This window comes from Synechococcus sp. ATX 2A4, assembly GCF_024346375.1.
Lineage (GTDB): Bacteria > Cyanobacteriota > Cyanobacteriia > PCC-6307 > Cyanobiaceae > MW101C3.
On record NZ_JAGQCV010000002.1, the window covers coordinates 226,471 to 250,858 of the forward strand.

A 24,388-nucleotide genomic window follows, 5' to 3' on the forward strand; every position below is an offset into this window, starting at 1 on the left:
GGATCGCCCGTTCAAGTTAGGCGGCACCGGCGGGGCCCGATCCGGCGGCCAGCTCCAGGTGGGCGGCGGCGGCGGCGGCAATCGCCTGCCGCTCCTCGGTGGGGAGGCGATCGAGCTGGGCGATCACCAGGGCCATGCGGGGATTGCCGCGCAGCAAGGCCTCGTGGCGATCCAGGAAGTTCCAGTACAGGGTGGTGAAGGGGCAGGCCGCCGGCCCCGTGCGCTGGGCCGGATCGAAGCGGCAGCCTTTGCAGTAGTTGCTCATGCGGGCGATGTAGCGGCCGCTGGCGGCGTAGGGCTTGCTGGCCAGCAGGCCGCCATCGGCGAACACGCCCATGCCCAGCACGTTGGTCTGCATCACCCAGTCGTGGCCGTCGATGAACAGGCGGTGGAACCAGGCGGTGAGGGCCTGGGGATCAAGCCCCGCCAGCAGCCCGTAGTTGGCCAGCACCATCAGCCGCTGGATGTGATGGGCGTAACCAGTGAGCGCCAGTTCGCCCAGCACCTGATCGAGGCAGGCCATGCCGCTGCCGCCCAGCTGCTCGAACCAGAGGGGAAGGGGCTGGGTGTGGCCGAAGTGGTTGCGCTCGCCGTAGCCCTCGCCGAACCAGTGGTAGAGGCCGTGCATGTATTCGCGCCAGCCGAGCAGCTGCCGGATCACCCCCTCCAGGCTGGCGAGCGGCACCGCTTGCTCCGCGCTGCTCGCCGAGGCCGTTCCTGCCGCCTCCAGCTGGCGGATCACCTCCAGTGGCTCCAGCAGGCCCAGGTTCAGATAGGGGCTGAGCAGGGCATGCCAGAGGGTGGGCTGGCCGCTCACCATCGCGTCTTGATAGGGGCCAAAGCCGGCCAGGCGGGTGGCCACGAAGTGATCGACCACCTGCAGCGCCTGCTCACGGCTCACCGCCCAGTGGAACGGCTCCAGCGCTCCGGGCAACGGCGCCTCACCGGCGGCGGCACGCTCGGCATCGAGCCGTCGCACTTTCTCGATCACCGCCAAGGTGATCGCATCGGGTGTGAACTGGAGCGGAGCCGGTCCCTTCAGTCCCTGGCGTGGCGGTTTCCGGTTGTCCTTGTCGAAATTCCACTGCTGGCCGCGCGGTTCCCCCTCCTCCATCAGCACGCCGAAGCGGCGGCGCCCCTCCCGGTAAAAGAGCTCCATGCGCAGCTGCTTGTAGCGGCCCGCCCAGGCGGCGAACGCCTGCCGGCTCCAGAGGAAGTGGTTGGAGGGCAGCCATTCGAGCCGCACGCCGGTGCGCCCGCCCAGATCGAGCTGTTCGATCGCCCGCCGGAAAGGGCGATCCGCCGGCTCCATCAGCCGCAGGGTGGTGATGCCGTGGGTCCGGATCCAGTCGATCAAAGTGTCACCGAATTCCTCCGCCTCCAGCAGGTCCACCTGCCAGCCGAGCGCCTGCAGCTCGGCGCTGAAGTGCCGCATGGCGCTCCACACCAGCACCAGCTTCTGGCGGTGGTAGCGGCGGCGGACCACTACACCGCTGCTTTCGATCAGCACCACCCGCGCCTGGCCGGGGGCGCTGCTGGCCAGGGCAGCCTGCTGCGCGTGCAGCTGGTCGCCCAGCACCCAGATTCCAATCCCAGCCACCGCTTGCCTCCTGCTTAGGGCACCAGGGCGATGCCGGGCTCACGATCGGCGGCGGTCACCTGGTTGCCCGGATCGGGGACGTCCTGGTCGGACCCGGGGCCATCGTGCTCAGCTTCGGGGTGGAAGTAGCTCCAGATCTGCTGGGCCAGGGCGGGGCCCACACCGGGTGCGGCGGCGATCTGGGGCGGGCTGGCCAGCTGGATCGCATCGATGGAGCGGAAGTGCCCCAGCAGCTCCTTCACCCGCTTGGGTCCCAGCCCCGGGATGTCGCTCAGGCGTGAGCGCTTCATCCGCTCCCCCCGCTGCTGGCGGTGGAAACTCACGGCGAAACGGTGCGCTTCATCACGCAGACGCCGCAGCAACACCACGCCGAGCTGGTCGGGTTCGCTCTCCAGCGGCTGGCTGGTGCCGGGCAGGAACACCTCCTCCCGCTGCTTCGCCAGGGAGCACACCACCAGGTCTTCGTGCAGGTTGAGCTCCCGCAGCGCTTCCATCACCGCCGAGAGCTGCCCCTTGCCGCCATCGATCATCACCACATCGGGCCAGTCGTTGAGGCCGCCGGTATGGAGGGCGGTGCCGGCGGCCTTGCGCAGTGCCACCAGATCGGCCCCTTCCGCCTTTGCCTGGGCCCAGCGGCGGAAACGGCGGCGCATGATCTCGGCCATGGCCATGAAGTCGTCGGAGTGGCCGGAGCGGATGCTGCTGCTCTGTATGCGGTATTTGCGGTAGTGCTGCTTGGCGGGCAGCCCATCCACGAACACCACCTGGGAGGCCACGGCATCGCTGCCCTGGATGTGGCTGATGTCGTAGCCCTCCACCCGACGCGGCGGCTGGGGCAGATCCAGCAGTTGAGCGAGGTCTTCGGTGGCGAGCTGGTGTTGTTCGGCGCTGCGCTGGGCCCGGCCCAGCTCGAACGCCGCATTGCGTTCCACCAGATCGATCAGATCGGCCTTCTGCTGGCGCTGTGGGTGCTGCAGCCGCACCTTGCGGCCCCGCCGTTCGCTCAGCCAGTCTTCCACCAGGCCCTGCTGCGGCAAGCGGTGTTGCACCAGCACCTCCGGGGGAATCTCCACCGGCTCCACCTGGCTGTAGTGCTCTTCCAGCACCCGTTGCAGGATCGCGCCGGGGCTGGCCACCGTGGCATCAGCGGTGTAGCCGAGCCGCCCCACCAGCTTGCCGGCCCGCATCTGAAACAGCTGCACGGCGGCCACGCGCGCATCGGCCGCGAGCGCCAGTACATCCCTCGACACCGACGCATCGGGCAGGGCCATTTTCTGGTCAGCGGTGAGTTGCTCGAGCCCCTGCATCTGATCGCGCACCCGGGCCGCCGCCTCGAAATCCTCCCGTTCGGCATACCGCTCCATCTGGGCACGCAGCAGCACGAGCAGTTCGTCGCTGCGGCCCTGAAACACCATCGCCACCTTGCGCAGGGTGTGCTGATAGGCCTCGGGGCTGATCTTTTCCTGGCACACGCCGGGGCAGCGGCCGATCGCGAAGTTCAAGCAGGTGCGATCCCTGTAGAGGGGCTGCGGGCGCTGGCGCAGTGGAAACACCCGCTTCACCAGAAACAGGGTGCGGCGCAGCAGACCCACATCCACATAGGGCCCGTAGAAGCGATCGAGCGGACTGCGCAGCCGGCGGCGGCGGGTGATGAAGATGCGCGGGTAGGCCTCGCTCCAGGTGATGCAGAGATAGGGGTATTTCTTGTCGTCCTTGAGCAGCACGTTGAAGTGCGGCTGGTGGTTCTTGATCAGGTTGGATTCCAGCGCCAGCGCCTCGGCTTCGCTGTCGGTGACGATGAATTCGATCTCCGCCACCTGTCGCACCATCAGGCTGATGCGAGGGCTGAGGTCGTGGGAATCACGGAAGTAGCTGCGCACACGGCTGCGCAGGCTCTTCGATTTGCCGATGTAGAGGATGCGGTCGTCGAGGTCGCGCAGCAGATAGCAACCCGGCTCAGGCGGCAGCTCCTTCAGCCGCTGCTCCAGGCGGGCCTGATCCTTCAGCAGCGGCTGCAGCGTGGCCCCCATGCCCTGTGCTCCCGCGACAGGCGGCTCAGCCGCCGTATTGCCAGCCGGTGGCGGACAGCTCCAATGCGGCGCCATCGCGGTGCAGCTGGGCCGATTTCACCTCCCCCACGAACACGGTGTGATCGCCATGGGCCACCTGGCCCACCACGGCGCATTCCACGGCGCCGAGGGCATCGTCGAGCACTGGCAGTCCCAGGGGGCCGAGGGTGAAGGGGGCCGCATCGAAGCGGCCGCCGATGCCCTTCTGGGGCTTGAAGAACACCGCCGCCAGGTCTTTCTGCTCGGATGAGAGCACGTTGAGCGAGAAGCGGCCCGTGCGGCTGATGATGCCGTTGCTGGTGGAGTCGGCGCGCACGGCCATCACCACCAGCGGCGGATCGAAGGATCCCTGGGTGACCCAGCTGGCGGTGAAGCCGTTGACGTCGTCCCCTTCGGCCACGCCGCAGATGAACACGCCATGGGGGATCTTGCGCAGCAGGGTTTTCTTGGCGGCGCTGTCGAGCACGGGGGCCGCGGCGCCGTCGACGTTGAGATCCACAGCCATGGCCTGGTTCTTGGAAGTGATGCCAACTCTAGGCAGGCCGGAGGGGGGGGACCGTCTGCGGCCTCAGCCTCCATAGGATCCCCCCGCCGCCCTCGCTGCCGGGCCCCTGCCCCCCGCTCCCATGAAGGCCCTCTACCCCGGCAGCTTCGACCCGATCACCCTCGGCCACCTCGACCTGATCGAGCGCAGCAGCCGCCTGTTCGAGGAGGTGCTGGTGGCGGTGCTACAGAACCCTGGTAAGCAGCCCAGCTTTTCGCTCGAGCAGCGGCTGGCGCAGATTCGCCGCGCCACGTCCCATCTCAGCAACGTGGAGGTGAGCAGCTTCGATGGCCTCACGGTGGAGTTCGCGCGCCGCACCGGCACCGGCGTGATCCTGCGCGGGCTGCGGGCGATGAGCGATTTTGAATTTGAGCTGCAGATCGCCCACACGAATCTCAGCCTGGCTCCGGAGGTGGAAACGCTGTTTCTGGCCACTGCCGTTCCCCACAGCTTCCTCAGCAGCAGCGTGGTGAAGGAGGTGGCGCGCTTCGGTGGGGAGGTGCGTCACCTCGTGCCCAGCGGAGTGGCAGAGGAACTCGCCAGGCTCTTTAATCAGACATACCCGCCCCGATGAGATGACCGAGAATCGGATCAGCGTGCTGGAACAACTCGAGCAGCTTGAGGAGATCGTGCTCGACGGCACGCGCATTCCCTTCAGCGGCGGCCGGCTGGTGAATGAGCAGGACGCCATCGAGGTGATGGAGGCTGTGCGTGAGGCGCTGCCGCCGGAGTTGGAGCAGGCCCAGGAGCTCCTGGCGCAGCGCGACACCTTCATTGCCAAGGCCCGCCAGCAGGCGGAAGAAATCATGGTGCAGGCCCGCCGCGAGCGGGAGCAGCTGATCAACGCGGCCTCGGTCCGGCAGGAAGCGGAGCAGCAGGGCGCGCAGATCCGGGAGCACACCCGCCAGCAGTGCGAGCAGATGCAGCTGGCCACCCGTCAGCAAGTGGCTCAGGCGGAACAGGAGCACCAGAGCCGCCTGGCCCAGATGGAGCAGCAGTTCGGCGCCCGCCGCCAGCAGCTGGAGCAGGAAGCGATCCAACGCCGCCAGCAGCTCGACGCCGAATTCACTGAGCTCAAGCGGCAGCTGGGCGACCAGCACGAACGCAGCCGTCAGCAGAGCCTGCAGGAGATTGAGCAGATCCGTCAGGAGGGGTTGCGCATCCAGCGCGAAAGCCAGGCGGAAGCCGAACGGCTGCACACCGATGCGCTGCAGTTCCGTCAGCAGACCCAGCAGCAGTGTGAACAGCTGATCACCCGCACCCGGCAGGAAGCAGGGGCGGTGCAGGAAGGGGCCAACCGTTATGCCGAGCAGGTGCTGAGCGAGCTGGAAACACGGCTCGGCGAACTCAACAAGGTGGTGCATGCCGGCCGCCGCGAACTGGGCCGGCTGCAAACCGGCGAGACCTTGACGGCCAGCGGCGGCGCCCCAGTCACCGACGAGCCCGAAGCCAAGGAGGCTGCCCTCAGCAGCCGCGCCCGCCGCGCCGCCTCTCGCCTCAGGCAGGTGGCTGGCAGAGGCTGACGATCTGCACATCGCGCAGCACCCGGCCGATCGTGGTGTTCGGTGCGCCGGCACCATTGGAGATCAGGCTCACGTACCTGGGTCCATCGCTGGTCTCAAGGACGCCGCTGATCGAGCGCACACCCGTCAAGGTGCCGGTTTTGGCGTGCAGTTTGCCGTCAAGGCTCGTGCCCTTGTAAAGGTTCCGAAGCGTGCCCCGCCGCCCTGCCACCGCCATCGAGGCGATGTAGTTGGCGCCGTAAGGGTGCTGGGCCATGCGCAACAGCAGGCTGGCGATCAGGCGGGAGGTGAGCCGGTCGCCGCGGTCGAGGCCACTGCCGCCCATCACCACCACACCTGCGGTGGGCAGCCCCTGGGCCCGCAGCCACTGCAGGGCCGCCTGCCGGCTCTGTGGCAACGACCAGGTGCCGCTGGCCTGCCTCAGCAACACTTCGGCGGTGAAGTTGTGGCTTTCGGAGTTCGCCAGGCTGAGCAGGTTGTGCATCGGCGCCGAGAGTTCCTCATGCAGCAGCACCGAGTCTTCCGGCAACGGCGCCAGGGAGGACACCATCGCCAGCTGCACGTTGCGGCCCCCCTGGGTGGTCAGGGTGCGGGTGAGCAGGCGCTGCAGGCGGCCAGGCGGATTGGCCACGGCCATGTCAATCGCGTTGCTGGTGACGGCCAGCCGGGTGATCGGCGCCCCGTAGGCATAAGCGCGATCCTCCGGATGCCAGCCCTGGGGCCACCAGGCCTGGGGCGGCTCCTCGGCCAGCTCCAGCCGCACCGTGGTGCCCGGCAGGCCGGGGCCACCCCCTGACCCCATGGCCAGGTGGGCGAAGCGCTGCAGCTGGGGCAGATCGAGATCGGGATCGCCCTCACCGGTCAAGCGCAGGGTGCCGTCGGGCAGGCGCCAGAGACGGGTGGTGAGGCGGTAGTCGGGGCCCAGCCGGTCGAGGGCGAAGGCGGAGCTGACCAGCTTCTGGTTGGAGGCCGGCACGCGCGGCCGCAGGCCGTTCACATCGGCCAGCAGGCGGCCGTTGCCATCGGCCACGGTGACGCTCCACACACCGATCTCGGGGCCGAGCTGGGCACGCACCCGTTGCTGCAGGGCCGGGCAGCTCACCTGGTTCTGCAGCTGGGGCAGCCCGACGGCCGGCGGGGCCTGCGGCAGGCTCGCCATCGGCAGGGCGATGGCCGGCGTGCAGGTGGCCAGAGCCAGCCCGAGGCTGAATCCGATGCGGCTGAGTGTCTGAGGGGAACGGGTCATGTCAGCTGGCTCCGAGTTTCAGGCCCGACACCGTGCCGCCGATGCGGAAGTCACGGCCTTCCAGTTCCACCGGGGCGCCGATCTTGAGGTTCTGGTTGCCGAACACCACGCCGCCGCTGGTCTTGCGGCCTTTGCCCTCCAGCACGAAGCGTGCATCGAGCGAACTGAACACGGCCTGGTTCGGGTCAAGGGCAGTCACCACCCGTCCGTCGGGCTGGACCGCCACCAGGCGGCGCTGCAACGGCACCAGCTCCTGCAGCTTCACCGTGCCGTGGGGCTGGTTGCGGATCACGATGCTCACCTCGCCGTCGTCGCGGATCGAGCGGATCAGGGCCTGGGGATCCGCCACTGAGGCCCCTCGCACATCCACCATCACCGTGACCGGCTGCATGGCCCCGGTGGCTTCGGCCACCGCACCGCTCAGTTTCGGGCTCCAGACCACACCGGCCAGGGCCATCAGCACGGCAGCCGCCGCTCCGACGTCCACCAGGCTCCAGGAGCGGCGGGTGGCTTGGGGCTCGGCGGCCATGGCGCAATGTTCAGACACGCAAGCTTAAGGAGCCTGGCCAGGGGCCACCAGGGGGGGGCAGCCTCTGATTTGCACACCCGCACCGGCGAGGAACGTCCATTGCCACAGCGGTCCGGAACGTCCATGGCCGCGCGGGCGTGGAACGTCAGTTGCGCAGGCTGCCGAGAAAGCGATCGAGGGCCTGCAGACCGCCTGTCACCGTGGCCGCCTGGCCGGGGCTGAGTGATTCCGCCACCTGCTCCGCATCGGGCTTCTGCTCGAACGTCTCCTCCAGGCGGTGGCCATCGGGGTCGTTGCGGTAGAGCTCCCACGGGCCCGGGAAACAGCGGCGCAGGGCTCCTTCCGGCAGGGGCAGCAAGGCGTAGGCACTGCGCCAGGTAGAAAGAAAGCCGCGCCGCCGCTCCCGCGCCACGCTGCCGATGCCTACGGCCGCATCTTCAAGGCTGCCGTTGAGCAGCACCACGCCGCCGCGATGGTTCAGGCAGAGGCGCTCGACGGCGTCGTAATCGGAGGGGCCGGGCGCCACCAGGACCAGCAGCGGCGGGTCGGATGCGCCTTCACCCTGCGGTTCACTGGCAGGGCTCTGCGCGTCATTGGAAGCATCGGCCGGCGTGCTGGCTGCAGCGTTCAGCCGTTCCTGGTCCTTCAGGCTGCCGGTGCGGGCGGCCAGGTCGGGGGCATCGCGCTGGGCCAGGGCTGTGGCACCCGCATCGGGAAACACCAGCCGGAACTGCCGCTCCTGCCCCTGCAGGGCCTGGCCGAGCCGCAGCACCAACGGCAGCAGGCGCAGCCCTTCAAAGCGGAATTCCAGCGTCCAGCGCCCTGAGGCGCTGTCCGCCAGGGCGGCGAGCAAGCCCTCCATGGCCTGGGCTTCGGCGCTGAGCAGATCGGAGGGAAGCACGCTGGATCGGTGGCGGGCGCGCCGACCCTACTCAGGCCACTCAGCCCTCCCGTTCGAGCCGCTGCCGTGTGCGCGCCTCCAGGGAGTTGCTGGCCAGGGTCACCAGATCATCCAGTGAGCGGCTGTTGAGCAAGGCGTCCACCCTGGCCCGCAGCGCCGCATTGGGACAATCATCGGGCTGCTGGCAGCCGTTGGTGCATTCCACGGCGCAGTTGACGGTCGGATCAGCAACGGCCGCCGGCAGATCGTCTGCGGCGCCCACAGAAGTGGCGTTGTCGCTGGGGGCAATGCTGGCGTTGGGCTCAATGCTGCCGCTGCGTTCTTCGGGTGCATCGGCTGGTTGGCTGGCGCCCGGCGGGAGGTCACCGAACAGCTCCGGTGCCAGCACGCCATCGAACACCGGCTCCGCCGGACCGCTCATGAACAGGTGGTCCGAGCTGGTGTCCCAGTCGATCCAGAGCGTGCCGCCGGGCAGATCAACGCGGGCCGAGCGTTCGCACAGGCCCAGGCGGTGGCTGGCCACCAGCGTGGCGCAGGCGCCGGTGCCGCAGGCGAGGGTGGGCCCGGCGCCCCGCTCCCAGACCCGCATCACCAGGTGGCTGGGGCTGAGCGCCTCCACGAAGTGCACGTTGGTGCGGGCGGGGAAGGCCGGGTGGCGCTCCAGCAGCGGGCCGAGCCGTTCGAGATCGACCTCCTGCACCGCCGCCACCGGCAGCACCACATGGGGATTGCCCATGCCGGCGGCGGCCACCGCGAAGCTTTCGCCCGCCACGCTCAGTTCCCCCTGGGGCAGGCCGGACGGACCGATCTCCAGGGTGGTGGGCACCTGCTCCGGCACCAGGAACGGCGTGCCCATGTCGACGCGCACGGAACCATCGGCCAGCAGCTCCGGCACGATCAGGCCGGCGAGGGTTTCCACCATCCAGCGGCGGCCCGGCGCATCCCCGTCGCTGTCGGCCAGGAAACGGGCCAGGCAACGGATGCCGTTGCCGCACATCTCGGGCTCGGTGCCATCGGCGTTGAAGATGCGCATGCGCAGTTCGCCGTCCTGTTCGGGCGGGAGCGCCAGGATCACCCCGTCTCCGCCCACGCCGAAGCGGCGGTCGCAAAGCAAGCTCACCCGTTCGGGGGTGAGATCGAAGCAGAAATCAGCGGTGGTCGCGTTGCGCCCGTCGAGCAACAGAAAATCGTTGCCCAATCCCTGATACTTGCTGAACGCCAGCATTTCCTTGTCCCGGCAGGCCTGCTTCCGATCTTATGGAGATCACCACCCTCGACCCCAGCCTCCCGGGCGTACGGCAGTTGCAGCAATGGATCCGCGGACGCAACCCGTTGGAGCTGCTGCTGGTGGATTCCGTGCAGGTCACCGGCACGCTGCTCTGGCAAGACCCGGAGTTCCTGGCGCTGCGCGGTGAGAACGACGCTGACCCGGTTCTGATCAACCGCCGCATGGTGGTGTCGATCCGCACCACCTCCTGAGCCGGAAACGGCTGTGGCACGATCGGGCGTGAGAGTGAACGGCTGAACCCAGCGGCCGCCGCCAAGTCCGTCGTGCCCGAGAAGCTCGTGTCCGAGAAGGTCATCGCCGAGACCGGCTCCACCGTTGAGCCCCCTGCAGTGGAGCCCCCTGGAGCCGCGTCCGGCCGCGCTGATGCTCCAGAGGCGAGCCGTTACCAGCCCGCCGCGATCGAGAGCCGCTGGCAGGCGCGCTGGCAGGCCGAGGGGCTGGATGCCACGCCGGAACCCAGTCCGCAGGCTGCCGGCGACACCACGGCAACGGACCAGACCTTCTACGCCCTCTCGATGTTCCCCTATCCCTCGGGGAACCTGCACATGGGCCATGTGCGCAACTACGTGATCACCGATGTGATCGCCCGCGTGCAGCGCCAGCGGGGCCGCAAGGTGCTGCATCCGATGGGCTGGGATGCCTTCGGCCTGCCGGCCGAGAACGCCGCGATCGAACGGGGCATCGACCCCGGCGACTGGACCGATCGCAACATCGCCCAGATGCGTCAGCAGTTGCAACGCCTCGGCCTGTCGATCGACTGGAGCCGCGAGCTGGCCACCTGCCACACCGATTACTACCGCTGGACCCAGTGGTTGTTTCTGCAGTTCCTCGATGCTGGCCTGGCCTACCGCAAGGAGGCCACCGTCAACTGGGATCCGGTCGATCAGACCGTGCTCGCCAATGAGCAGGTGGACGGGGACGGCCGTTCCTGGCGTTCCGGCGCGCGGGTGGAGAAGCGGCAGCTGCGGCAGTGGTTTCTGCGCATCACCGCCTACGCCGATGCCCTGCTCGACGACCTGCCGAAGCTGCAGGGCTGGCCGGAGCGGGTGCGCACGATGCAGGCCAACTGGATCGGCCGCTCGGTGGGGGCCGAGCTGGAGTTTCCGGTGCTGGCGCCGGACGGCACCGGCCAGGACACCACCATCACCGTGTTCACCACCCGTCCGGACACGGTCTACGGGGTGAGTTACCTGGTGCTGGCGCCAGAGCATCCCCTGGTGGCCACACTCACGGCGCCCGAGCAGCAGGACGCGGTGCGTGCCTTCTGTGAGCGGGTGGGGCTGCAGAGCGAGCAGGAGCGGCTGGCCGACGACCGGCCCAAGCGGGGGGTGCTACTCGGCCGCTCGGTGCGCCACCCGTTCACCGGAGAGGCGATTCCACTCTGGATCGCCGATTACGTGCTCGCCGATTACGGCACCGGAGCGGTGATGGGTGTACCGGCCCATGACCCGCGCGATTTCGTCTTCGCCCGCCAGTACGAACTGCCGGTGCGGCGGGTGATCGTGCCGGAGGGCGCCGATGAACACGACTGGGACGGCACCGCCTGGACCGAGCCCGGTGTGCTGATCCATTCCGGGCCGTTTGACGGACAGCCGTCGGGGCAGGCGAAAGCGGCGATCGTGGCCCACGCGGAAGCGCAGGGCTGGGGCCGCGCCCGCGTGCAATTCCGGCTGCGGGATTGGCTGATCTCTCGGCAGCGCTACTGGGGCTGCCCGATTCCGGTGGTGCACTGCGACCATTGCGGCGTGGTGCCGGTGCCGGCCGAGCAGTTGCCGGTGGAGCTGCCCCGTGGCGTGGCCTTCAGCGGCAAGGGGGCGTCGCCGCTGGCCCAGCTGCACGACTGGGTCAACGTGGACTGCCCCAGCTGCGGCCGCCCCGCCCGGCGGGAGACCGACACGATGGACACCTTCATGTGTTCCTCGTGGTATTTCCTGCGCTTCAGTGATCCCCACAACGAGGCACTGCCGTTCGCCAAGGCGACCGCCGATCAGTGGCTGCCGGTGAACCAGTACGTGGGTGGGATCGAGCACGCGATTCTGCACCTGCTCTATTCCCGCTTCTTCACCAAGGTGCTGCGTGACCGGGGCCTGCTCAGCTTTGATGAGCCGTTCCAGCGCCTGCTCACCCAGGGCATGGTGCAGAGCCTCACCTACAAAAATCCCCACACCGGCAAATACATCGCTCCAGCCGACGTGGCGGATGCCAATGATCCCCGCGATCCGATCAATGGCGAGCGGCTGGACGTGTTCTTCGAGAAAATGTCGAAGTCGAAGCACAACGGCGTGGATCCTGCCGCCGTGATCGATCGCTACGGCGCCGACACCGCCCGCATGTTCATCCTGTTCAAAGCGCCGCCGGAAAAGGATCTGGAATGGGACGCCGCCGATGTGGAAGGTCAGTTCCGCTTTCTGCAGCGGGTGTGGCGGCAGGTGCAGGGCGCCCGCAGCCGGGGCGTGTCGATGGCGGCCCCAGCCCAGCGCGAGCTGCTGGTCGCCGTGGCGAAGGCGTCTGGGAGCGACCGGGAACTGCGCCGCTGCGTGCATGCGGCGATCGCCGCGATCAGCGATGACCTCGCCGATGGCCGCTACCAGTTCAACACCGCCGTTTCGGAGCTGATGAAGCTCAGCAATGCCATCGGCAGCCACCTGGAGGCCGCTTCTGCGGCGGTGGCCGAAGAGGCGGTGCGCACCCTGCTGGTGCTGCTGGCTCCCTTCGCCCCTCACCTGGCCGAAGAATTGTGGGAGCAGCTTGGCGGCGCCGGCAGTGTGCACCGTCAGCGCTGGCCCGAACTGGATCCGGCCGCCCTGGCGCAGGACACCATCGCCCTGGTGATTCAGGTGAAAGGGAAGGTGCGGGGCAGCCTTGATGTGCCCGCTGACGCTGATGCCGCGACCCTGGAGCGCCTGGCCCTCGACAGTGACATCGCCCGCAAGTGGCTCGACGGCCAAGCGCCCCGGCGCGTGATCGTGGTGCCCGGCAAGCTCGTGAACCTGGTGCCCTGAACCTTGCTTCCCTGCGCCCTTGCCCAATGGCTGTTCAGGCCAGCAGGGCGGCGGCGTGGTGGCGCAGGTGGTCGTCGATGAAGCTGGCGATGAAGAAGTAGCTGTGGTCGTAGCCGGGCTGCAGGCGCAGCTCCAGGGGGTGGACGGCGGCGGCAGCGGCGGTGCGCAGCTGATCGGGTTGGAGCTGTTCGTCGAGGAACGGGTCGGCGCTGCCCTGATCCACCAGCAGTGGCAAACGTTCGGACGCCTGGGCGATCAGGCTGCAGGCATCCCAGGCGGCCCAGCTGCGGCGATCAGGCCCCAGGTACCCACTGAAGGCCTTCTCCCCCCAGGGACAGGCGCTGGGGTGGGCGATGGGCGCGAACGCCGACACCGAGCGGTAGCGGCCCGGGTTGCGCAGGGCGCACACCAGGGCTCCGTGGCCCCCCATCGAGTGGCCGCTCACCCCGCGCCGCCCGTTGAGCGGCAGGGCGCTCTCCAGCAAGGCGGGGAGTTCTGCCACCACGTAGTCGTGCATGCGGTAGTGGGTGGCCCAGGGGGCTTCGCTGGCATTCAGGTAGAACCCCGCTCCCAGGCCGAAATCCCAGGCGCCGTCGGGGTCGCCCGGCACGTCTTCGCCCCGGGGGCTGGTGTCGGGGGCCACCAGGGCCAGGCCCAGGGCGGCTGCCAGTCGCTGGGCGCCCGCCTTCTGCGCCATGGTCTCGTCGGTGCAGGTGAGCCCCGAGAGCCAGTAAAGAGCAGGCACCCGGGCGCCGGCGAGCGCCTGCGGGGGCAGAAAGACCGACACATGCATGCTGCACCCCAGCACGCTGGAACGATGGCGGTAGCGGCGTTGGGCGCCACCGAAGCACCGGCTTTCACTGATGGCTTCGAGAAGGAAGTCGCTCACGTGCTGAAACGCCGCAGAAGGGTAGGAATCGTTGCTGGGTCTGGACATGTGCCCGACCAGGGGCTGGATGGTGTTCCCGAGCAGGGGTCAAGGTGGACTGTGCTTGGACCTGGTCAGGCCCGAGCGGCAGAACAGGCTCATGGCGCTCTCCCGTTGGCTCAACTGGCGAAATCAATCACCGTGCGGATGCTGGTGCCTGCATGCATCAGATCGAAGGCTTCGTTGATGCGGTCCAGCCCCATGGTGTGGGTGATGAAGGTGTCGAGCGGGATCTCGCCCCGCTGGAAGCGCTCCACATAGCCGGGCAATTCGGTGCGGCCGCGCACGCCGCCGAAGGCTGACCCCCGCCACACCCTGCCGGTGACGAGCTGGAACGGACGGGTGGAGATCTCCTGGCCGGCGCCCGCCACACCGATGATCGTGGATTCCGCCCAGCCTTTGTGGCAACACTCCAGGGCGGCGCGCATCACCGCCACGTTGCCGATGCACTCGAAGGAATAATCCACGCCGCCATCGGTGCGCTCGATCACCACCTCCTGAATCGGGGTGGCGCTGTCTTTCGGGTTGATGCACTCGGTGGCACCCAGCTGGCGGGCGATCGCGAACTTGTCGGGATTGGTGTCGATGCCGATGATCCGTGCGGCCCCGGCCATCACCGCGCCGATCACCACCGCCAGACCGATGCCGCCGAGGCCGAACACCGCCACCGTGCTGCCCGCTTCCACCTTGGCGGTGTTTAGCACCGCGCCGATGCCGGTGGTCACGCCGCAGCCCAGCAGGCACACCTTGTCGAGCGGGGCCTCACGGCTGATCTTGGCCAGCGCAATCTCCGGCACCACCGTGTATTCCGAGAAGGTGGAGGTGCCCATGTAGTGGTAGATCGGCTTGCCGTCCTTGGAAAACCTGCTGGTTCCATCAGGCATCAGGCCCCGCCCCTGGGTGCCACGGATCGCCTGGCAGAGGTTGGTCTTGCCGGACAGGCAGAAGCTGCAACTGCGGCATTCCGGCGTGTAGAGCGGGATCACGTGGTCCCCCACCGCCAGGGAGCTCACCTCCGGACCTACCGCTTCCACCACACCGGCGCCCTCGTGACCCAGCACGGCGGGAAAAATCCCTTCCGGATCGCTGCCGGAGAGGGTGAAGGCATCGGTGTGGCACACGCCTGTGGCCACGATCCGCACCAGCACCTCGCCCGCCTGGGGCGGCGCCACGGCGATCGTGGTGATCTCCAGGGGCTGACCGGCCGCCCAGGCCACCGCGGCACGTGAACGGATCATGGACTGCCCCCCGAAAGCAGCCATCCTGCCTCCAGAGCCAATGGCTCAGGAAAGGCGAAACACCAGGGAGGAGGGGGTGCCCCAATCGCCGCTGGCCACATAGCCGCGGGGATTGCCGCAGAGGTGGCGCAGGATCCAGAACAACGGCTCGGGGCTGTCGATGCCGAGCTGGAGCTGCAGGCTGGCCAGATCCTGGGACTTGCCATCGGCCAGCACCGCCTCCAGCCGGCTTTGCAGGTCAAGGATCACGGCGGCCGCCTTCTTGCCCGCCTCCACGCCAGGCTGGTCGTAGGCGTTGATGTTCACCAGCTCTGCGTAGAGCCCCACCGCCCGCTCGAACAACGCCACCAGGGCGCCGAGCAGGCGGGCATCGAAGCGCCGCATGCTGAGCGTGATGCTCTGCCGTCCCCCTTCCGAGAGAGCGGCGCGGGTGCCCTGCAGGAAGCCGTCCAGGTAGTCGCCCGGATGGTCCCCATGCAGGGGCGGCACGTCGCTGGGGTCTTCGAGCACTTCGATAAATGTGACGAAAAAGTTGTCGATGCCGTCACGCAGTTGCTGCACGTAGGCGTGCTGGTCGGTGGAGCCCTTGTTGCCGTACACGGCGATGCCCTGGTGGGCGGGTTCACCGTCGCGGTCGAGCCGTTTTCCCAGCGACTCCATCACCAGCTGCTGCAGGTAGCGGCTGAACACCTCCAGTCGGTCGCGGTAAGGCAACACCACCATGTCCCGGTGGCCTTTGCCGTTGCCGGCCACGTGCCAGGCCGCCGCCATCAGGGCCGCCGGATTGGCGGTGAGCTCGGGCACCCGGGTGGCCACATCCATCTCGGCGGCACCGGCCAGGAAGCCGCGCAGATCCGCGTTGATCAAGGCGGCCGGCAGCAAGCCCACGGCGCTGGTGATGCTGGTGCGGCCGCCGACCCAATCGAACATGTCGAAGCGGCGCAGCCAGCGCTCCTCCACCGCCAGCCGGTCGAGCTGGCTGCCGGTCATCGTGACCGCCACTGCCTGATCGGCCCAGCTGCCGCCCAGCGCCTCCAGCCGGGCCCGCGCCTGCTCCATGCCCAGCCGCGGCTCCGGCGTGCCGCCCGATTTGCTCACCACCACCATCAAGGTGGTGCGCAGCCGCTCGCCAAGGCCAGCCAGGGTGCGGCTGAACCCCTGCGGATCGACGTTGTCGAAGAAATGAAAGGGCAGGCCCTGCCCCTGCTGTTCCAGCGCCCGCAGGATCAGCAGCGGCCCAAGGCCGGAGCCGCCGATGCCGATCCACAGCACATCGGTGAAGGGTGTCAGGCCCGGCGTTTGGACCTCGCCGGAGAGCACCTGTTGGGCGAAGGCTTCAATGCCGTCGATTTCCTGGCGGATGTGGGTGCCGATGGCTGGCTCAGGCGCCAGCTGTGGAGCACGCAACCAGTAGTGGCCCACCTGGCGCCCTTCATCCGGGTTGGCAATGGCGCCCGCCTCCAGCGCCTCCATGGCCTTGAACGCGGCGGTGAAGGCGGGGGTCAGAGCCTCGAGATGCTGGGGGGTCACCGCCATGCGGCTCACATCCAGCCACATCCCCAGCCCTTCGTGGTGCCAGAGCAGCGAACAGAACCGTTGCCACTGTTCCGCCGAAGCCTGGGGCTTGAAGTCTGGAAACGTCGTCATGCGCCCTGGTGGAAGTGACAGGTTCTGGCGATGAACCTATCGGTGGAATCGCCCGTAGAACCGTGACAGGGCCGATCGCCGTGAGCCGGAACACCCGTGAGGCGGATTTGTATGGACGGCCACACAAACGGCCCAAGCGTTGGGAGGAGCAAGACAACGCCAGTAGAGTTATATTTCACAATTCATTCCAAAACCCGGTTTGAAGGCTGCCGTGAAGCTACGCGTTCCGCTTGGCGCCCTTCGCACACCGGCGTTGCTGCGAGCCTCCAGCTGGGTTTTCGCCCTGGGCCTGCTCAACGGGCTGGTGTCCACGGTGCGGCATCCGGATGCGCCGTCGGTAGCTCTGTTGGTGGAGCCCGGTCTCAACACCAGCATTGGAGCCCCGAACAGCAAGCCCGCCAAGCTCGCGGTCAACGGACTACGCCCCAATCCGGTCGATTTCACCCCCGAAGAGCTGCGCGAGTTGCAGCGCCGCTTCGGGGTGCATGGGCCCCAGCCGAAGCTGGCCCAGCTGCTCACCCATGGCATGGATCAGCTCACACCGCTGCGGGCCAACACCTTCAGCCGCATCGAGGAGCTGAAGCCGGTGATCGTGAGCGAGTCACGGCGGCTTGGTGTGAACCCGATGCTGGTAGCCGCCGTGCTGTTTGATGAGATTCAACGGGCGAAACCGGGCGAAGATCTGCCGATGGCCGCCGATTCCGGCCTGTTCAAGACGCACGGCCCCGCTCAGCTGGGGGTTGATGAATTCGTGCATCAGGGGCTGCTGAGCCCGGATGCCAGTCCGGAGGAGCGGGCCGCCGCGCGGCGGGAGCTGCTCATCCCCGAGCGCAACGTGCAGTTGCTGGTGGGCAAGTTCCACCGCCTCTCCACGCTGCTGGGCTTCCCCTCGAACCGCATCCTGGAAGCCAGCGCCGGGCCGCGCGATGCCAAGGCGCTCGCCACCTTGGCCTATCTGCACAACGGCAAGCTGGATTATCCGGCGCGCATCCTCAGCTACATGCAGGATCCTGCCCTCCACGCCCTCATCTACAGCGAGCGCCGGCCCCAGTTTTCACCGCTGATCTGAGCCGTTTCCAGCTCTTCAGGAGGCGTTCGACAGCCAGTTGCCCCGAGCCGGTGGCCTCCAGTCAGTGACATCTAGCGGATGGCTCTGCTGCCAGCTCCGCTGGCCACAGGTTTCAGCTGGCCTTGCAGAGCATGCCGAGTGCCGCGAGCCGCGTCTGCAACTCCGGCCAGAGGAAGCTGCGGGGATCGGCCCTCTCCCCACCGAGGTCCACATAGCGGTGCGTGGTGATGTTCTGGGGTGGGATCTGGAAGCGCCGCATCCAGTCGGTCAGCACCACCGCCAGGGCGTCGTACTGGGCGGCGCTGTAGCCGCTGTGCTGGGCATCGGCATCTTCCCCATCCAGCGGCGTTTCAAGGCTCAGGTGCAGGGCGAAATTGTTCACCGATCCGCCCACATTCGGGTTGGTCATCACCCACTGGCCGTTGAAGGCGGAGTTGCCGGCGCCGAAGGCGCGATAGGCGGGATCGAGCGTCTGCACCACCTGCCCGTCCTCGCCGATCATCAGGTGGTAGCTCACCTGGTCTTCATCGCGGGGGTGGGGGGTGAGGAAGGTCTGCACCGCCGATTGCATGCCGTAGACCGTTTCGTGCAGCACCACCACGCGGGGGGTGGGATTCACTGGGTTGCCGAAGGCATCGCTGCGGAAGCGGCTGCCGTAGTTGGTGGGATCAATGGTGAGGCGCTGCATCCCTGTTGGCAGAGCGGCCACCATCGCTTCCAGGCGGCGGCTCAGTTGTGGATCGGCCGTGCACTGGCGGCGCAGGGGGCTCACCCAGCGGTCGTGCGCCGGTGGAGCTGGAGCGGGGCGGGCCTTGGGAGCCACGGTGGTGGCGGGGGCTGAAGGGCCGGCGCGGGGCGATCCCACCTGCTCGAGCAGTTCCAGCAAGGAGGGGGTCTGGCTGGAGGGGTTGCTGGCAGAGATCTCACGGCCCACCCAGCCCAGCCCGCCCAGACCCAGTACAGCTGCAGCAGCCAGAGCCAGCGCGCCGCCCCGCTCGGGTGCAAGCTGGCGGGCGCGCACCACCAGGGTGCGGACGTGGTTCAACACGGAACCACCTGCAGCCATTGCTCGCGCAGGGCCAGCGCCGCCGCTGAACAGCCGGGATCGACCTGCAGGCTCCAGCTCTTCACTGCCGGCGTGGTGGGCTGCAGGGTGAGGGCGCGCAGCTTGCCGTGACGCCCGATCGTGAGGGTGTGCTTGTGGCCTTCCTGCAGCCGTTGGCTGAGATCGCCGGGCTTGCGCAGCCGCCAGCCATCCAGGGCGATCAGCTCATCGCCCACGCACAGGCCCGCCGCTTCCGCCGGGCTGTGGCGTGCCACCTTCTGGGCGCTCAGGCCCGATGCGGACGCCGCGCTGAGCAGACCGGTGGCTGGAGCGCTGTCCGGGTGCGGCATCAGCACAAGGCCCACGCTGCCGAGCGCTTCGTGCAGGGGCGGATCCTCCAGCCCATCGAGCCAGGCCGGCAGCTGATCGCGCAACGCGGGCAGCTGGGCGCCGAAGGCGTCGATCAGATCGACCTCGCTGTAGCCCCGTCGCCAACGGCCGCGCGTCTGCCACAGCTCGCGCAGCACCACCGCCAGAGACGACCCAGCCCGGCGCAGACGCAGATCCAGCACAAGGGCCATCACGGCACCTTTGAGGTAATAGCTGATCTGATTGTCCCCGCTGTAGGCGTCTTGCCGGTAGAGCTTCACCCAGGCTTCCTGGCTGCTCTGGCGCAGGGTCTGGCCCAGCAGGCGGCCGGGGGTGAGCAGGTAGCGGCTGATCTCAGCGCCGAGGTCGTCCAGCAGGCCGGCGTCGGTGCCGATGCCAGCCAGCCGCGGCAGGAACTGGTCGTAGTAGCTGGTTACCCCCTCGGCGAACCAGAGGCTGGGCACGACTGTGGGGCGGTCGTAGTCGATCGGGGTGAGCTCCGCCGGCCGCAGCCGCCGCACGTTCCACTGGTGCAGGTATTCATGGCCCACCAGCTGGAGAAACCTGCGGTAGCCGCCAGGCTTGGCCAGCTCCTCCACGCCGTACTGCAGCACGGTGGCGTTGTCGTGCTCAAGGCCACCGAAGCCGCGCTCCAGCAGGTGCAGCACAAACAGGTACGAGGGAGCGGCCGGAGCCGCTTCACCCATCAGCCGGCAGCAGGCGGAGCAAACAGCGGCCACGTCGTCAAGCAGCTGCGGGTGGCGCTCCAGCAGCGGATCGGGGTTTCCCCCCACCGCCGACCAGCACACCCAACGGTGCGGCACCCCGTGGACCACGAACCCATGCCAGCGGTGCGGTCCCGCCTCCACCGGGGTATCCACCAGCTGGTCGAAGCTGTCGGCGATCCAGCGATGTTCGCTGGGCCCGTTGAGAAACGGCAGCGGCACGAACGGCTGCCAGCCATCGGGCAACAGCAGCTGCAGGTGGTGGGGCGCCCAGCGCGCCCCGTTCACCTGCAGGGCCAGGGCCGCCAGGGCCAGGCTGGCGTGGTCGTCGTCGAGGTGGCAGGTGCGCACCGTGAGCTCGGTGGCCATGGCGGCGTAGTGCACCTCCACTGGCAGCAAGTGCTCGAGCTGGGCGGTCCACACCGATGGCTCACGCCTCACCAGCGGCACTGCCTCCCCAGCTTGAAGCAGCTCCAGGTTCTGCAACTGGCGCACGTAATCGCGCTGCAGGTAGGAGCCTGGCGTCCACACCGGCAGCCGCAGCTCCATCGCCTGGTGGGTGGGGGTGAAGCGAAGCCGACAACGGATCAGATGCTGGCGAGATGCCGTCAGATCCAGTGTGAGCTCCACCGGATCCAAGGGCATCAGCCGGCGAGGTGAACGTGAGCCTGGGGCAGCTCGCGCAGCGCCTGGGCGACGGCGACGCGGGCGGCGTAGCTGCGGGTGACCGCCGCCAGGAACCGCTGCACATCGAGGGAGCGGCTGAGACGCTGCAGATCCCCCACCACGGCCAGGGAGCCGTCGCGCTGGCGCTGCCAGCCCAGCTGGTCGCCGGCGAGGTGCACCTTCACAGCCACCGGCACCTGCTCGTCGCTGAAGCCCTGAAGCACCCCACCGAACTGCGGACTCGCACCGAGTTCCTCAAGGGTGACGACCAAGTGATCGAGATCGCTCACGACCGTTGGCAGGATGGAAAGGTGGGACATGAACCCGATGCCTGCTGCGGCAGACCATAGCGACGAGAACGCCGGCATCCAGTGGCCGTTGCCACAGCCCTGGCCGGCTGCGCACCCGCCGCTGCGGCTGGGGGTGATGGCCTCTGGCCACGGCTCGAACTTTGAAGCGCTGGTGGCCAGCTGCCGCCACGGCGCCCTCAACGCCAGCGCGGAGGTGCTGGTGGTGAACATGCCGGGCTGCGGGGCGATCGAGCGGGCGGAGCGGCTGGGGGTTCCCTGGCGCCTGCTCGATCACCGCCGGTTCAGCAGCCGCGAAGCGCTCGATGGCGCCCTGATCGAGGTCTTTGCGCAGGCGCGGGTGGATGTGGTGGTGATGGCCGGCTGGATGCGGATCGTCACCCCGGTGCTGATCGAGGCCTTTCCGCAGCGCCTCGTCAACATCCACCCCTCCTTGCTGCCGAGTTTCCGTGGCGTGGATGCGATCGGCCAGGCGCTGGCCGCGGGGGTGACCCTGGCGGGCTGCAGCGCCCACCTGGTGACCGCCGAAGTGGATGGGGGGCCGATCCTGGTCCAGGCCGCGGTGCCGGTGTGCCCCGGCGACGACCACGCCCGCCTGGCGGCCCGCATCCAGCAGCAGGAGCACCGCATCCTGCCGCTGGCGGTGGCACTGGCCGCCGAGCGGCTGGCACTGGCCGCTCGGCAGTCGTGCTGTCCTAACGATCTGCCAACGGCTGGGCTTCAGGGATAAACGGTCGTCATGGATAGAAGGGCAGCAGCGGCAGGCCGGTGCAGGCGGGCAACCCCGCCAGCAGGTTGAGGCACTGCACCCCCTGTCCGGCCTGGCCCTTCACCAGGTTGTCGATGGCGCACATCACGATCAGCTGGCTGGTGCGCGGGTCGACCTGCACCGACAGCAGGGCGCGGTTGGTTTGCTTCACCCACTTGGTGGAGGGGTAGGTGCCCACGGGCAGCACCTCCACGCAGGGGCTCTGGCGGTAGGCGGCCTGCAGCAGGGTGGTGCAATCGGCGGCGGTGAGGCCGGGATCCCGCAGGCGGCCGTAGACGGTGGCCAGCAGACCACGCACCATCGGCATCAGGTGGGGGGTGAACTGCAGCCGGATCGGTTGCCCGGCCGCGCGGCTGGCCGATTCCTCAATTTCACTGGTGTGGCGATGCCCCACCACGCCATAGGGGGCCACCGCTTCGCCGGCCTCGGCCAGCAGCAGGTTCTCCTTGGCGGCCCTGCCACCTCCGGAGGTGCCCGTTTTGGCATCAATGATGATCCCGCTGGTTTCAATCAGGCCCTGGCTGAGGAACGGCATCAGTGCCAACAGGCTGGCCGTGGGGAAACAGCCGGGGGCCGCCACCAGCCGGGCACCGGCAATCGCGTCCCGCTCCCACTCCACCAGGCCGTACACCGCTTCTTCGCACAGGGCGTCGTCGTGGCGCGGATGCTCCTGGGCTTCGGCCGCATACACGCTTTTCCACTGGCTCAAGGAGCGGTAGCGGTAGTCGGCGGAGAGATCCACCACCTTCACCCCGCGGGCCAGCAGATCGGGCACCAGGCGCGATGCCAGGCCATTCGGCAGGCTCAGCACCGCCAGATCCGCCTCGGCGGCGATCGCGTCGGGTTCAGGCACGCGCACCACCAGATCCCTGGCCAGCGGCAGAAAGGGCGTGATCGCATTCCAGCGCTTGCCGGCACTGCGTTCTCCCCCCAGAAAGGTCACCTCCAGGTGGGGATGGTCGTGCAGCAGCCTCAGGCTCTGCAGACCGCCATAGCCACTGGCGCCGATCACGGCCACGCGCCGGGCTGGTTCTATCGGAGCCATGCGGTAGCAATTGGGAGGGGAAAGCGTACTGGTCGTCCTGTGATCTCTCCACGGAGCGCAGGTGCGCTGGTGGAGAATGAACGTTGATGGTTCCCGTCCCCTGGCTCTCCGTTCCGGCCCGCTCCACGATCTCAGCAGCGTTGAGGCGTCATCGCCAGCGGCGCAGGTGGGAGGCGGCGATGCTGCAGAACCGTCCATCCGGTTTGATCCCGTGGCGGATGCCTTGGCGGCGATTCGCAACGGCGAAATGGTGGTGGTGGTGGATGACGAAAACCGCGAAAATGAAGGTGATCTGATCTGCGCGGCCCAGTTCGCCACCCCGGAGCAGATCAACTTCATGGCCACCGAAGCCCGGGGCCTGATCTGCCTGGCGATGGAAGGGGAGCGCCTCGATGCGCTCGAACTGCCGCTGATGGTGGATCGCAACACCGACAGCAACCAGACCGCCTTCACCGTGAGCGTGGATGCGGGCCCCGAAAACGGTGTGTCCACCGGCATCTCCGCCGACGATCGGGCCCGCACCATTCAGGTGGCGATTCATCCCCAGAGCCGGCCCCACGATCTACGCCGGCCGGGTCACATTTTCCCCTTGCGCGCCAAGCGTGGCGGCGTGCTCAAGCGCGCCGGTCACACGGAGGCGGCGGTGGATCTTTCACGCCTGGCGGGCCTCTATCCCGCCGGCGTGATCTGCGAGATCCAGAATCCCGATGGCTCGATGGCCCGCCTGCCCCAACTGCAGACGTATGCGCGCCAGCACGGATTGCGGCTGATCAGCATCGCCGATCTGATCAGCTATCGCCTCACCACCGAACGGTTCGTGCGGCGCCAGGCGGAAGCCTTGATGCCCAGCGCCTTCGGCAGCTTCCGGGCGATCGGCTATCGCAACGAACACGACGGCAGTGAACACGTGGCGATTGTGAAGGGCAACCCGGAACGCTCCACCGGCTCGGTGTTGGTGCGGGTGCACTCCGAATGCCTCACCGGCGATGCCTTCGGTTCCCTCCGCTGCGACTGCCGCCCCCAGCTGGAAGCCGCCCTGCGCATGATCGAGGACGCCGGCGAAGGGATCGTGGTGTATCTGCGCCAGGAAGGGCGCGGCATCGGCCTGATCAACAAGCTCAAGGCCTACAGCCTGCAGGATGGCGGCCTCGACACCGTGGAGGCCAATGAGCGCCTCGGCTTCCCCGCCGACCTGCGCAATTACGGCGTGGGCGCCCAGATTCTCAGTGATCTGGGGGTGAAGCGGCTGCGCCTGATCACCAACAACCCGCGCAAGATCGCCGGGCTGGGCGGCTACGGCCTGCAGGTCGACGACCGCGTGCCGCTGGAGATGGATGCGGGCCTGCACAACGCCGCCTACCTGAGCACCAAGCGCCTGAAGCTGGGGCACCTGCTGATGCAGCCCCCGGGCGTCGAGCCTCCCCAGCCCACCACCCTCGGCCTCACCGCGGTGCTGGCCTGGCAAGGCAGCGGCAACGATCCGGCCCGCACCGAAGCGGAACACTGGCCCCAGCTGCGCGCCTGGGCCCAGCAGCGCAGCCTCGACCTGCGGCGTGAGGAGCACCCCCGGCTGCTGGCCCTGCTGCAGCAACCGGAGTTGGCCCTGTTGCTGGCCTCCACCGACGGCCATGCGCTTGGCCGCGGCGACCTCACAGCTTTGCTGGGCCTGCTGGCCGAGTGGGCCGGCAGCAGGGCGATCACCCTGCTGCTCACCCCCGACGCCCAGCGCAGCAGCCACCCCAGCGCCACACTGGAGCCGGAGCTGCGCCCGCTGCTGGAGCTGCGCCAGGACGGCCCCACCCTGCCCCGCCAACCCGGTTCACTGCTGCGCTGGCAGTGAGCTGCGGCAGTGAGCTGAGGCAGGGAACCGGATCGAC

At 68.3% G+C, this 24,388-nt stretch carries 21 protein-coding genes; 7 read left to right on the plus strand and 14 right to left on the minus strand.

Annotated elements, in window-relative coordinates:
• Nucleotides 1–16: 16 nt before the first annotated feature.
• Genes KBY97_RS02930 through KBY97_RS02940 form a run of 3 tightly spaced genes read right to left on the minus strand, consistent with a single transcriptional unit; the run spans nt 17 to nt 4,174 of the window.
• Nucleotides 17–1,600: a cryptochrome/photolyase family protein gene (locus KBY97_RS02930; RefSeq protein WP_255145182.1), complete on the minus strand. Its 1,584-nt coding sequence runs from the start codon at nt 1,598–1,600 to the stop codon at nt 17–19.
• Nucleotides 1,601–1,614: 14 nt separating this feature from the next.
• Nucleotides 1,615–3,630, minus strand: coding sequence for an excinuclease ABC subunit UvrC (uvrC, locus tag KBY97_RS02935; RefSeq protein ID WP_255145183.1), 2,016 nt, complete (start codon nt 3,628–3,630; stop codon nt 1,615–1,617).
• A gap of 25 nt (nt 3,631–3,655) precedes the next feature.
• Nucleotides 3,656–4,174, minus strand: coding sequence for a flavin reductase family protein (locus KBY97_RS02940; RefSeq protein WP_255145184.1), 519 nt, complete (start codon nt 4,172–4,174; stop codon nt 3,656–3,658).
• Nucleotides 4,175–4,295: 121 nt separating this feature from the next.
• Between KBY97_RS02940 and coaD the strand changes: the two genes are divergently transcribed.
• Both coaD and KBY97_RS02950 read left to right on the plus strand, forming a co-directional pair.
• Entirely contained in the window at nt 4,296–4,787 is a 492-nt protein-coding gene (coaD, locus tag KBY97_RS02945) for a pantetheine-phosphate adenylyltransferase (protein WP_255145185.1), read from the plus strand.
• A gap of 1 nt (nt 4,788) precedes the next feature.
• The gene (locus KBY97_RS02950) at nt 4,789–5,736 is read left to right on the plus strand and encodes a hypothetical protein (protein WP_255145186.1); all 948 of its coding nucleotides are present in this window, start codon (nt 4,789–4,791) and stop codon (nt 5,734–5,736) included.
• On the opposite strand, the gene dacB is transcribed toward KBY97_RS02950, so the two are convergent.
• From dacB to dapF, 4 genes are all read right to left on the minus strand, one after another.
• Nucleotides 5,711–6,982 (minus strand): D-alanyl-D-alanine carboxypeptidase/D-alanyl-D-alanine-endopeptidase, encoded by a 1,272-nt coding sequence (gene dacB, locus KBY97_RS02955; protein ID WP_255145187.1) that lies wholly within the window; start codon nt 6,980–6,982, stop codon nt 5,711–5,713. The genes KBY97_RS02950 and dacB overlap by 26 nt on opposite strands.
• A 1-nt stretch (nt 6,983) precedes the next feature.
• Nucleotides 6,984–7,511 carry a DUF4330 domain-containing protein gene (locus tag KBY97_RS02960; RefSeq protein WP_255145188.1) on the minus strand — a complete coding sequence of 176 codons (528 nt, stop codon included), beginning with the start codon at nt 7,509–7,511 and terminating at the stop codon, nt 6,984–6,986.
• 145 nt (nt 7,512–7,656) lie between these two features.
• Entirely contained in the window at nt 7,657–8,412 is a 756-nt protein-coding gene (locus KBY97_RS02965; protein ID WP_255145189.1) for a DUF1995 family protein, read from the minus strand.
• A 40-nt stretch (nt 8,413–8,452) separates the two neighbouring features.
• Nucleotides 8,453–9,637 carry a diaminopimelate epimerase gene (gene dapF, locus KBY97_RS02970; protein WP_255145190.1) on the minus strand — a complete coding sequence of 395 codons (1,185 nt, stop codon included), beginning with the start codon at nt 9,635–9,637 and terminating at the stop codon, nt 8,453–8,455.
• Nucleotides 9,638–9,669: 32 nt separating this feature from the next.
• Between dapF and KBY97_RS02975 the strand changes: the two genes are divergently transcribed.
• Both KBY97_RS02975 and leuS read left to right on the plus strand, forming a co-directional pair.
• The gene (locus KBY97_RS02975; RefSeq protein WP_255145191.1) at nt 9,670–9,891 is read left to right on the plus strand and encodes an Hfq-related RNA-binding protein; all 222 of its coding nucleotides are present in this window, start codon (nt 9,670–9,672) and stop codon (nt 9,889–9,891) included.
• A gap of 138 nt (nt 9,892–10,029) precedes the next feature.
• Nucleotides 10,030–12,702 (plus strand): leucine--tRNA ligase, encoded by a 2,673-nt coding sequence (gene leuS, locus KBY97_RS02980; RefSeq protein ID WP_255145264.1) that lies wholly within the window; start codon nt 10,030–10,032, stop codon nt 12,700–12,702.
• Nucleotides 12,703–12,736: 34 nt separating this feature from the next.
• Here the strand turns inward: leuS and fghA are convergent, their stop codons facing one another.
• The 3 genes from fghA to KBY97_RS02995 form a co-directional block, all read right to left on the minus strand.
• On the minus strand, nt 12,737–13,591 hold the full coding sequence (gene fghA, locus KBY97_RS02985) for an S-formylglutathione hydrolase (protein ID WP_255145192.1): 855 nt from the start codon (nt 13,589–13,591) through the stop codon (nt 12,737–12,739).
• 158 nt (nt 13,592–13,749) lie between these two features.
• Nucleotides 13,750–14,868: an S-(hydroxymethyl)glutathione dehydrogenase/class III alcohol dehydrogenase gene (locus KBY97_RS02990; RefSeq protein WP_261356247.1), complete on the minus strand. Its 1,119-nt coding sequence runs from the start codon at nt 14,866–14,868 to the stop codon at nt 13,750–13,752.
• A 45-nt stretch (nt 14,869–14,913) separates the two neighbouring features.
• Nucleotides 14,914–16,515, minus strand: a complete 1,602-nt coding sequence (locus KBY97_RS02995; RefSeq protein WP_255145193.1) for a glucose-6-phosphate isomerase — start codon at nt 16,513–16,515, stop codon at nt 14,914–14,916.
• A gap of 373 nt (nt 16,516–16,888) precedes the next feature.
• Between KBY97_RS02995 and KBY97_RS03000 the strand changes: the two genes are divergently transcribed.
• Nucleotides 16,889–17,584, plus strand: a complete 696-nt coding sequence (locus tag KBY97_RS03000; RefSeq protein WP_255145266.1) for a helicase DnaB — start codon at nt 16,889–16,891, stop codon at nt 17,582–17,584.
• A gap of 112 nt (nt 17,585–17,696) precedes the next feature.
• On the opposite strand, the gene KBY97_RS03005 is transcribed toward KBY97_RS03000, so the two are convergent.
• From KBY97_RS03005 to KBY97_RS03015, 3 genes are read right to left on the minus strand one after another with little or no spacing between them, the layout of a single operon-like run.
• Nucleotides 17,697–18,632, minus strand: a complete 936-nt coding sequence (locus tag KBY97_RS03005; protein ID WP_255145194.1) for an N-acetylmuramoyl-L-alanine amidase — start codon at nt 18,630–18,632, stop codon at nt 17,697–17,699.
• Nucleotides 18,626–20,368, minus strand: coding sequence for a M61 family metallopeptidase (locus tag KBY97_RS03010; protein ID WP_255145195.1), 1,743 nt, complete (start codon nt 20,366–20,368; stop codon nt 18,626–18,628). The genes KBY97_RS03005 and KBY97_RS03010 overlap by 7 nt, the downstream gene beginning before the upstream one ends.
• Nucleotides 20,368–20,709, minus strand: a complete 342-nt coding sequence (locus KBY97_RS03015) for a DUF1257 domain-containing protein (protein ID WP_255145196.1) — start codon at nt 20,707–20,709, stop codon at nt 20,368–20,370. Before KBY97_RS03015 ends, KBY97_RS03010 begins: the two co-directional genes overlap by 1 nt.
• 7 nt (nt 20,710–20,716) lie before the next feature.
• Here KBY97_RS03015 and purN point away from each other — a divergent pair, with 7 nt between their 5' ends.
• Nucleotides 20,717–21,427 (plus strand): phosphoribosylglycinamide formyltransferase, encoded by a 711-nt coding sequence (gene purN, locus KBY97_RS03020; RefSeq protein WP_255145197.1) that lies wholly within the window; start codon nt 20,717–20,719, stop codon nt 21,425–21,427.
• A 7-nt stretch (nt 21,428–21,434) separates the two neighbouring features.
• Here the strand turns inward: purN and argC are convergent, their stop codons facing one another.
• Nucleotides 21,435–22,511, minus strand: a complete 1,077-nt coding sequence (gene argC / locus KBY97_RS03025) for an N-acetyl-gamma-glutamyl-phosphate reductase (protein ID WP_255145198.1) — start codon at nt 22,509–22,511, stop codon at nt 21,435–21,437.
• Nucleotides 22,512–22,758: 247 nt separating this feature from the next.
• Here argC and ribBA point away from each other — a divergent pair, with 247 nt between their 5' ends.
• Nucleotides 22,759–24,351: a bifunctional 3,4-dihydroxy-2-butanone-4-phosphate synthase/GTP cyclohydrolase II gene (gene ribBA / locus KBY97_RS03030; RefSeq protein WP_399217189.1), complete on the plus strand. Its 1,593-nt coding sequence runs from the start codon at nt 22,759–22,761 to the stop codon at nt 24,349–24,351.
• Nucleotides 24,352–24,388: the final 37 nt, after the last annotated feature.

Bases quoted from the DNA above. Each gene is read 5' to 3' on its own strand.
- dapF (WP_255145190.1), bottom strand. From the start codon at position 9,637: ATGCTGGCGTTCAGCAAGTATCAGGGATTGGGCAACGATTTTCTGTTG.
- KBY97_RS02995 (WP_255145193.1), bottom strand. From the start codon at position 16,515: ATGACGACGTTTCCAGACTTCAAGCCCCAGGCTTCGGCGGAACAGTGG.
- KBY97_RS03010 (WP_255145195.1), bottom strand. From the start codon at position 20,368: ATGCCCTTGGATCCGGTGGAGCTCACACTGGATCTGACGGCATCTCGC.
- KBY97_RS02975 (WP_255145191.1), top strand. From the start codon at position 9,670: ATGGAGATCACCACCCTCGACCCCAGCCTCCCGGGCGTACGGCAGTTG.
- argC (WP_255145198.1), bottom strand. From the start codon at position 22,511: ATGGCTCCGATAGAACCAGCCCGGCGCGTGGCCGTGATCGGCGCCAGT.
- uvrC (WP_255145183.1), bottom strand. From the start codon at position 3,630: ATGGGGGCCACGCTGCAGCCGCTGCTGAAGGATCAGGCCCGCCTGGAG.
- KBY97_RS02950 (WP_255145186.1), top strand. From the start codon at position 4,789: ATGACCGAGAATCGGATCAGCGTGCTGGAACAACTCGAGCAGCTTGAG.
- dacB (WP_255145187.1), bottom strand. From the start codon at position 6,982: ATGACCCGTTCCCCTCAGACACTCAGCCGCATCGGATTCAGCCTCGGG.
- ribBA (WP_399217189.1), top strand. From the start codon at position 22,759: ATGGTGGTGGTGGTGGATGACGAAAACCGCGAAAATGAAGGTGATCTG.
- KBY97_RS02960 (WP_255145188.1), bottom strand. From the start codon at position 7,511: ATGGCCGCCGAGCCCCAAGCCACCCGCCGCTCCTGGAGCCTGGTGGAC.
- KBY97_RS03015 (WP_255145196.1), bottom strand. From the start codon at position 20,709: ATGTCCCACCTTTCCATCCTGCCAACGGTCGTGAGCGATCTCGATCAC.
- coaD (WP_255145185.1), top strand. From the start codon at position 4,296: ATGAAGGCCCTCTACCCCGGCAGCTTCGACCCGATCACCCTCGGCCAC.
- KBY97_RS02990 (WP_261356247.1), bottom strand. From the start codon at position 14,868: ATGATCCGTTCACGTGCCGCGGTGGCCTGGGCGGCCGGTCAGCCCCTG.
- KBY97_RS02940 (WP_255145184.1), bottom strand. From the start codon at position 4,174: ATGGCTGTGGATCTCAACGTCGACGGCGCCGCGGCCCCCGTGCTCGAC.
- purN (WP_255145197.1), top strand. From the start codon at position 20,717: ATGCCTGCTGCGGCAGACCATAGCGACGAGAACGCCGGCATCCAGTGG.